Annotated in this window: 7 protein-coding genes and 1 pseudogene; 4 read left to right on the plus strand and 4 right to left on the minus strand. The window is 38.5% G+C overall.

All coding sequences use genetic code 11. The annotated features are described in order from the left end of the window. Positions 1–2,464, minus strand: a 2,464-nt coding sequence (locus F6K54_RS33750; RefSeq protein WP_366558301.1) for a HEAT repeat domain-containing protein, incomplete at its 3' end; no start/stop codon positions are given. A 33-nt stretch (positions 2,465–2,497) separates the two neighbouring features. Then, positions 2,498–3,112 (minus strand): annotated as a pseudogene (locus F6K54_RS43340) (histidine kinase); the annotation flags it as partial. A gap of 179 nt (positions 3,113–3,291) precedes the next feature. Here F6K54_RS43340 and F6K54_RS33755 point away from each other — a divergent pair. Beyond that, a complete protein-coding gene (locus F6K54_RS33755; protein ID WP_293087896.1) occupies positions 3,292–4,461 on the plus strand; it encodes a hypothetical protein in 1,170 nt (389 codons plus the stop codon). Between the two features lie 612 nt (positions 4,462–5,073). On the opposite strand, the gene F6K54_RS33760 is transcribed toward F6K54_RS33755, so the two are convergent. Beyond that, a complete protein-coding gene (locus F6K54_RS33760) occupies positions 5,074–5,610 on the minus strand; it encodes a PLP-dependent cysteine synthase family protein (protein WP_293087903.1) in 537 nt (178 codons plus the stop codon). 14 nt (positions 5,611–5,624) lie between these two features. Next, on the minus strand, positions 5,625–6,035 hold the full coding sequence (locus F6K54_RS33765) for a pyridoxal-phosphate dependent enzyme (protein ID WP_366558303.1): 411 nt from the start codon (positions 6,033–6,035) through the stop codon (positions 5,625–5,627). A 334-nt stretch (positions 6,036–6,369) separates the two neighbouring features. On the opposite strand from F6K54_RS33765, the gene nadA reads away from it, so the two are divergent. From nadA to F6K54_RS33780, 3 genes are all read left to right on the plus strand, one after another. Continuing rightward, the gene (gene nadA / locus F6K54_RS33770; protein WP_293087898.1) at positions 6,370–7,341 is read left to right on the plus strand and encodes a quinolinate synthase NadA; all 972 of its coding nucleotides are present in this window, start codon (positions 6,370–6,372) and stop codon (positions 7,339–7,341) included. A gap of 396 nt (positions 7,342–7,737) precedes the next feature. Beyond that, positions 7,738–8,079, plus strand: coding sequence for a hypothetical protein (locus F6K54_RS33775; protein WP_293087900.1), 342 nt, complete (start codon positions 7,738–7,740; stop codon positions 8,077–8,079). 12 nt (positions 8,080–8,091) lie between these two features. After that, positions 8,092–8,934 carry a class I SAM-dependent methyltransferase gene (locus F6K54_RS33780; RefSeq protein WP_293087901.1) on the plus strand — a complete coding sequence of 281 codons (843 nt, stop codon included), beginning with the start codon at positions 8,092–8,094 and terminating at the stop codon, positions 8,932–8,934. The last annotated feature ends 259 nt before the right edge of the window (positions 8,935–9,193 follow it).

A 9,193-nucleotide genomic window follows, 5' to 3' on the forward strand; every position in this document is an offset into this window, starting at 1 on the left:
CAGTAGCTATTTGTCGCACCGCTTCCTGTCGCACATCCGAATCATCATCAGAAACAACCCATTGTTTGAGTAAATCTAAAATACCAGGTTCGTGTTTCCAACCAGTAGCTATTTGTCGCACCGCTTCCTGTCGCACTTTCCAATTATCATCAGAAACAACCCTTTGTTTGAGTAATTCTAAAATTCCGGGTTCGTGTTTCCAAACAGTAGCTATTTGTCGCACCGCTTCCTGTCGCACATCCCAATTATCATCAGAAACAACCCATTGTTTGAGTAATTCTAAAATTCCGGGTTCATTTTTCCAACCAGCAGCAATTTGTTCCACCGCTGCACTTCGCACAGCCCAATGATCATCAGAAACAACCCATTGTTTGAGTAATTCTAAAATTCCGGGTTCATTTTTCCAACCAGCAGCAATTTGTTCCACCGCTGCACTTCGCACAGCCCAATGATCATCAGAAACAACCCATTGTTTGAGTAATTCTAAAATTCCGGGTTCATTTTTCCAACCAGTAGCAATTTGTCGCACCGCTTCCTGTCGCACTTTCCAATTATCATCAGAAACAACCCTTTGTTTGAGTAAATCTAAAATACCGGGTTCGTGTTTCCAACCAGTAGCTATTTGTCGCACCGCTTCCTGTCGCACATCCGAATCATCATCAGAAACAACCCATTGTTTGAGTAAATCTAAAATACCAGGTTCGTGTTTCCAACCAGTAGCTATTTGTCGCACCGCTTCACGTCGCACATCCGAATTATCATCAGAAACAACCCTTTGTTTGAGCCAAGTATAAGTTTCTGGATCATCCCTCCAAGTTGTAGCCACTACTTCCACAGCTTGAGTACGAATTTCATAAACTAAGGCTACATTTTTCTCATAAATTTCTTGAGAGTAAGAATCATTAAAAGATATACCGTCGTAAGGTTCATAATAATAACCAAGGTCATACTCCGTCAAACCTTTTAACCTATTTAATAATCTTTCCTCCACATCATCAATACTCTGACGACTCCTAACTTCAAACAAACACTTACCAGCCAAAAATAAATTATGAAACTTTTCCTCTTCCCCCTCTTGCTCCAGCAAATAACTAATAATATCTCCCACAAACTTAGTATCAATCATCCCTACAATTAACCGCAAAACCTCATGCCATTTTTCATCGCGCCAATGCTTACCAAAAACATCATTTATCAACCCATCTATTTCCAGACTTTGTGTTTCCTTAAACTGCCAAACAAAACTCCAAGCACAGAAATATTCCAAAAAAGTTCGATGCACAAAAGCATAATATTCAGCCCCAACAAAACACAAAATAAAATTCCGAGTCCGCAACTGTTCAATCAACGCCTTAGCCATCGGTCTCGCATCATTTATATCTATACTTTTAAGATATTCCGAAATAATCTCCCTTAAATCCTTTTCAGCAATCAAATTACCAGCCAAACCAGCCTCATTTTCCTGCATAAAAAAAGCTACCCGACGCAAAATTGCCTGTTTATCTTTATAGTCAATAGTTATCGGGTCAATTTTCGCATCAACTAACGCTCGTTCCATATCCCATTGCTGTAATAAAACCCGCGAAGCTTGATTATAAAGTTCCGCCCTATCTCTCGGCAATTCTTGATGACGATTCAAGATAGCCATCATAGTTAATAACAGGGGATTTCCTGCCAATTCTTCAATAGCTCTAGAATCTTTAATTGCCTGTTTTAATCGTTCCCTTTTCCTCACCTTTTCTGCCTCATCCTGATAAGTCAACTTATGCCAACGTTGAATAAATTCTTCAACTTGTTCCGCTTCCAAATCTTGCAACATAAAATGATAAAACTCAGCATCCCGAAGTTTTTGAGTCTTATAACCAATCACCCGCGAAGTAACAATAACTCGCACATTTTTATAGTCATTAGTAAACCGATGAATATCAGTAATTACCTCCTCTCGTTTAGCAGGATCGAAAACTTCATCTAACCCATCAAACATCACAATAGCATCACCCATTTCTAATTTTTCATGGAGTTCAGGTTTAGGTAAACGACAAACAACTCCACGACCTTTTGCCAGAAAATCCAGAAAATCATTGCACTTATTTGCATCATAGTTACGCACATAAGTCCGGAGTTCAATTAACAAAGGAATTGGGTATAAAGGCAAATATTTCGGCAGTAACTCTGCCCATTTTAGAGCGATATATTGTAATAAAGTAGATTTGCCAGAACCAGGGTCTCCGAGAATAACCAAATATTTATAATTTTTATCTTCTACTAAGTCTAAAACCGAGCGAATTTGCTGTTCAAAATATCTGCGCCGGAGACCTTCCAATTGTTCTGAAGAAAAATCTTCCTCAAGCTCTCCAGTCTCCTTTAACCGCTGCCGATATTCTTTAGGAATTTCATGTACTTGAGGCAAAAATTCTTGAGATTCCCGGACATTTTGAGGAATAAATATTTTCCATAATTTCAATTGATCGTAACCATAACCACTGGTATCTAAACTTTCTAATTTGACATTGCCATATTGTTCTCGGATTCCCTCTTGATGTTTTTTGAGGTTAAAATCTAGTTTAATATCAGAGTTTTGATTTGCCAGTTTATCAAAATTTTGTGAATCTAATATTTTCCGTAATTCCTCAGAATCTATCCTAATAAGTTGAACTTTTTTGAGATAATTTTTAGCTATTTCTTCTCAATCAAAATTTTCTGGTAAATCTGGTAAAGAAGGATTTATTTTGTTCCATATTTTCACCAACCGAGGAGTATCCAAAACCTTAATATCTTTATTAAATGGACTACCAAGAATTTCTAAAATTGACTCATTTTCTAGAAATAATTTTAAATGTCGATCATATTTATTAATTTGATTTTTATCTAATTCAGCCAACTTTAATTCTTGCTGTACTAATTCAGAAAATTCTTGAAGAGCTGATTTCATAGCCTTTTTTAAAGACCTTTTATGGCGATCGCTTATCTCACCTGTAAAATCAATAAGACATTGCTTAAAAAAATCTTTAACATAGTCTTCAAGGGTTTCTTTAAGCAATATTGCAAAAACTTCTCTAGCGAGAAACCATAGTAACGATAAAATTGTAGTAGTAGCAAACCACTCAAGCATAATTATTTCACCTTTGATTTTATAGCGAGTTTTATCTTAATGAGGTACTCACGGACACTTACCATGGAATCTCCCTACAAGGGTTGATGTGTGAAGATGTGGTTCATCAATTTGAAAAGCGCTGTAAACTTATAATATAACCTGATTATATGACAATAAATATCTAATTATGTAGAATTATGCCTAATTTTTTAACTTCTGTAGTTAACCCTAATGGTGCAAAAATCATTCTCGGTACACCATCCTCTGATTCCCTAGTCGTACCACTCACACCCAGTGCAACCACAATGTTCGGACCCCGTGGAGCTTGCTTAATCTCAGAAACTGGACCTCTGTGGGTTGCTGATACCGGACATCATCGATTATTGGGATGGCGACAATGTCCTGAAGTTGACACGCAACCTGCTGACTGGGTTATCGGACAATCTGACTTCTCTCAAGAAGGGCAAAATGCCAATGGTACAACCACCGCAGCAACAGTAAGCGTCCCCACTGGTATCTGTGCTTGTGGAGAAGGGTTAGCAGTAGCTGATGCTTGGAATCATCGGGTATTAATTTGGAAGCAGTTACCCGAAGATAATAATGTTCCTGCCGATATCGTTTTGGGGCAGGCAGATTTTTCTCAAAATGAATCTAACCGGGGTCAACCAGAAACTGCTGCGGACCGAATGCACTGGCCTTATGGTGTTGTCTACCATCAAGGAAAACTCTGGGTAGCAGATACGGGCAACCGTCGGGTATTGATGTGGCAGCAGTTACCAGAGGTTAACGGACAACCTGCCGATCTAGTTTTGGGGCAGGCAAATATGAGTTGTCGGGATGAAAATGGAGGTAGTGAAGCAACGGCGGCGAGTATGCGTTGGCCTCATGCAATTACTTTTTGGGGCAATAATGTTCCGCAACAGTATAGCGATCGCTTGGTTGTAACTGATGCTGGAAATAATCGGGTAATGATTTGGGATACTATCCCGACTGAGAATAATCAACCTTGTTCTGTAGTTCTCGGTCAATCTGAATTTAATACAGTACAGTTAAATCAGGGGGTTTATTTTCCTTCTGCTGCTAGTTTGAGTATGCCTTATGGTGTGACTGCGGTTGCTAATTGGTTGATTGTTGCTGATACTGCTAATTCTAGGTTATTGGGTTGGCAGGATACTGTAGATATTGGCACTCCGGCAGTTGCATTAATTGGTCAGTCAGATTTTCAGAGTAAGGGTGAAAATGCTTTGAGTTTGCATCCTACTCGCCAAAGTTTGTGTTGGCCTTATGGGATTTCTGTTTGTGATAGTACTGTTGTTATTGCTGATTCTGGTAATAATCGAGTATTGTTGTGGTCTATGAATTTTTAAGGGGAGTCATATCATGTCCGGTTGAATAATTAGACTTTGGTTGTCCGAAGGCAGGAGGCAACCCACCCCTAACCCCTCCCAGGAGGGGAAGGCAGGAGGCAGAAGGTTTTCTTTCATTGTCACCTTAATTTTATACACGCTCCGATGCTACCGGACATGATATCATATCAAATCCGGTTAAACAGTTATAGAATGCTTAACTCAGGAGTCAGGAGTCATATCATGTCCGGTTGAATAATTAGACTTTGGTTGTCCGAAGGCAGGAGGCAACCCACCCCTAACCCCTCCCAGGAGGGGAAGGCAGGAGGCAGAAGGTTTTCTTTCATTGTCACCTTAATTTTATACACGCTCCGATGCTACCGGACATGATATCAGGAGGAGAGACAATTACAAAGATGAGCGTAGTGATAAGGATTGGAGATTTTTTTATTCCAATAAAGCTAAAGCGGATTTGATATCAATTCAGTTTATGTCTGTACTTTAGGGAATGCTGACTCCTGTGAGGGAACGCGCACCAAGCGGGTTAAAATTTGCTCCCATCTCTCCATCCCCCCATCTCCCTATCTCCCCATCTCCCCATCCATCCCATTCTTCTGACTCCTGACTTCTTCTTCAAAGATACTTTCGGAGAAACTCTTGATTGTAAATTTTGGATATATACTTAATACCACTATCACAGAGTACTGTAACTACAACACCTTTTTTCTCTAAACGATTAGCAATAAATTTAGCAGCAAAAACATTGATACCACTACTACCACCGACAAGTAAACCCTCATCATTAGCTAATTGATGGCAAGTATAAATCGCTTCTTCATCTGAAATCTTTATAACCTCATCAATGACAGAAAAATCTAAGCATTTTGTCGGCTGAGATTTTCCAGCTCCCTCAATAATTGAAGATTCCTCAGAAACTAAGTTGAAACTCAAATCATTTTTAACATTGCTGTAATAGTAATTATAAATATTTGAAGATACAGGATCTGCCAATATAACTTGAATTTTTGGGTTGCACTCCTTTAAAAAGCGTCCTGTACCTGATATACAACCAAAGGTAGAACCAGTCATCACAAAGTGGGTAATCTCTCCATTTGTGTCTTTCCATATTTCTGGTCCTAGAGTTTTATAATATGCCTCTGGATTATAGATATTGTTATATTGATCTACATCAAAGTACCCATTTTTTTAGCATAATCTGTTCCGTAACTCATATAGCGATCATGATCGACTACAATCACCTCCGCATTGAGAGCTTTTATATGGTTTTGCTTTTCAATACTGCATTTTTCTGATGTAACAATAACAACCTGATAACCTCTAATATTACCTAAGATGGCAAAGCTGCAACCTCTATTACCACTAGAAGAACAAACAATAACATCTCCTCTCTTTAATTGGCCTTGTGCTTCTGCAATATCCAGAATATGGTTGGCCATTCGATCCTTCAAGCTTAAACCTGGATTCATAAACTCGCATTTAGCATAGAGGTATGCTGAATTTTCGCCGACCATTTTAGTCAAGTCAATTAAAGGGGTATTTCCAATAAGTTCATTAAATCTGGGAACTTTCACCACTGCCTAACACCAAAAAAAAATTAACACTTCATCATCTTGGGATTGAAGACTAAATCATCTTTACATTTAAACCCAAATAAATTTAGCACTTTTCTATATTCCTCAGAATTTATCCCTGATTGTTTGTAAAAAAAAGCTAAAGAAAAGTAGTGTAAATGCCAAATAAATTTGTTATTATAGTATCCTATAACATGAAATAAAAAAAGTCCTTGTCTGAGTAGCTAGAGTAAAGTTCTGATTAATGCTGTAGTGTTTCAGGTGCAAACGCTTTGCGCTCAAAAGCCGGAAACATCCTAATATTTATTTGACAAATAATTTCTAAAGATACCTAACTATGTTTATAACAGAATCAAAAAAAACAAACACATATTTTAACTCTATTCCAGATGACTTATTCGCAGCTATTGAAGAACTCAAAAAGGAGCTAAATGCTGTTATTTTAGTTCACTACTATCAAGAGGCAGATATTCAGGATATTGCCGACTTTTTGGGTGACTCTTTAAGTTTATCTCAGCAAGCTGCTACTACAAATGCTGATGTAATAGTCTTTGCTGGAGTCCATTTTATGGCAGAAACGGCCAAAATTCTTAATCCTAACAAGTTAGTATTATTACCCGATCTAGATGCGGGTTGCTCTATGGCTGATGGCTGTCCTGCTGAAGAATTTGCTGCTTTCAAAGCTGCCCATCCCGATCATTTAGTTGTGTGTTATGTTAATTGCTCTGCTGCGGTAAAAGCAATGAGTGATATTATTTGCACCAGCTCTAATGCAGTGAAAATTGTGAATCAAATCCCAGAAGATCAACCAATTATTTTTGCTCCCGATAAAAACCTTGGTCGCTATGTCAGCGAACAAACAGGAAGGGATTTAGTACTTTGGGATGGGAGTTGTATGGTTCATGAGATTTTTTCTGAAAAGAAGATCGTACAACTAAAAATGGAACATCCTCAAGCAGAATTTATTGCCCATCCAGAATGTGAAGAGCAAGTGTTGCGTCATGCCAGTTTCATAGGCTCAACAAGAGCTTTGTTTGAGTATAGTAAGCAAAGCGCTGCGGAGAAATTTATCATTGGCACTGAACCCGGAATTCTTCATCAAATGGAAAAGCAAATGCCAGAAAAACAGTTTATTGCTGCACCAGCAACGGGGAACTGTGCTTGTAATGAATGTCCCCATATGCGACTGAATACTTTGGAAAAGTTATATTTGGCAATGAAGAATCGGGGACCGGAAATTACCCTGCCAGAGGAGATTCGGGCTGCTGCACTCAAGCCATTACAAAGAATGTTAGAAATGTCAGCGTAACTGCTTGTTACCGTAATATACTTTAGGACTTACGCAAAGGCTCTATTTGTAGTGAATTGTTTCATCTTAAATGGTGCATTAGAAAATGGGGGAGGTGACGGGGTAATGGGGTGGAGCAGTATAAGTAATACGAAAAATCTGCAAAGTTTTAGCTGTGCATCCATCCGTGCATCCGTGGCAAAATCCGTGTCTTGCCCTGACTTCTCTAAAGCACTATTTTAGCTGAAACAATCCAGTAGGGTGTGTTAGCGTAGCGTAACGCACCTTTACCCCCTCAGTAGTGTGTCTGCGTAAGTCCTGATACTTAATCTAAGGTATGTCTACAAAGTAAAAAAAACCTTCTCAAACTAACAGGTTGACAAATAGGTTTAGATATGCTCTTACCTTAAAATAACTATGACATTACCACAATCGGAGAATCAATCTTCCTCAAAAGACTCAGCTTTACTTTACGATTGGCGCATTTACAGTATTCGTCAAGCCCTGAAGCAAAAAGGAAAAGCTACCGGAGCATTAGAAATTCAAGACTTGCTAGATTTAGGCCATCTGGATCAATATCACTACTTTGGTAGTCAAGCTTGCGATCGCGCGATTAATTATTTATCCCTCAATTCCAACTCTCGCGTTTTGGATATAGGAAGTGGTGTGGGTGGGCCAGCTCGATATATTAGCTATAAAACAGGATGTCAGCTCCAATGTGTGGAATTAAGACAGGATTTTAGTGAAATTGCCCAATAACTCACCCAACGGATGGGACTTGATCGGCGCATTCAATACCTGACTGGCAATGTTCTCAGTTCCCAAATCATTGATTCCCTATTACCAAATTCATTTGACAACATCATTTCCTTTCTCTCCTTATTACACATTGAAGAGCGTGACAAAGTCCTTGAAATTTGTTTTCGCGCTTTGAAAGAAAATGGTTATATTTACGTTGAAGATTACGTTGCCAATTGTACCCTAACACCAGAGGTAAAAACCACTCTAAAAGAAGTGTTTAAATCTTCTTATGTACCAACCCGTGAAACCTATCGACATCACTTAGAACGTGCAGGGTTTACTGACATTTGTTTTATTGATTTAACAACCGGATGGAAACGTTGTAAAGCAGAACGCTATCAGAAATTTATTGACTCCAAAGAAGAATCAGTCAAACTCTTCGGTGAAGACGTTTATGAGCATCGCAGTCGATTGTATCGAGTTGGTAGGGATATGTTTCACGGAGGTAGCATTGGTGGAGCATTGATCGTGGCAAAAAAACCTAGTGCTGCACAGATACATCTAATACCTGAAACCTATTTTTCTGTTTTCACTTCTGTTTACAATGAGCAATACCATTTCTTTCTCGAAGATGGCTCTATCCTTGCTCTTAGACATTTCAAAACCAAAACCCTTGAGCATTACTCAGCCTGGTGGAGTGACACTAAGGGTAATTCCCGGGAGCTGATTAATACCTCGGAACAAAAAAGCTCAAATCCCCATATCTCTATCAAAAAAAATAATCAAACCGGAACAATTTGTTTGCCAGAAGCTAATCTAGAAGTACAATTTGAAGTTACAGCTCAATTCACTTGGGGGGTGATTAACTGTTGAATGAAAATTGTATAAAGTAGTTGCTATTTGTAGAAAAGTGTTGTAATATTAAAATTAAGATAATAACTTAAGATAAATTATAGTGGGTAAATGCGACTTGTTGACAGACATATTATTAACCGAACACATATCTATTGGCGGGTGTGTGATGAGTTAGCCTTTAAATCAAAAAACTTGTACAACTTGGCTAACTATTATTGTCGTCAGCATTTTTTCAAGTGTGGAAAAAGTCTAGATTTAACTAAACTGTACCACACCA

Source organism: Okeania sp. SIO3B5, from assembly GCF_010692555.1.
Lineage (GTDB): Bacteria > Cyanobacteriota > Cyanobacteriia > Cyanobacteriales > Microcoleaceae > Okeania.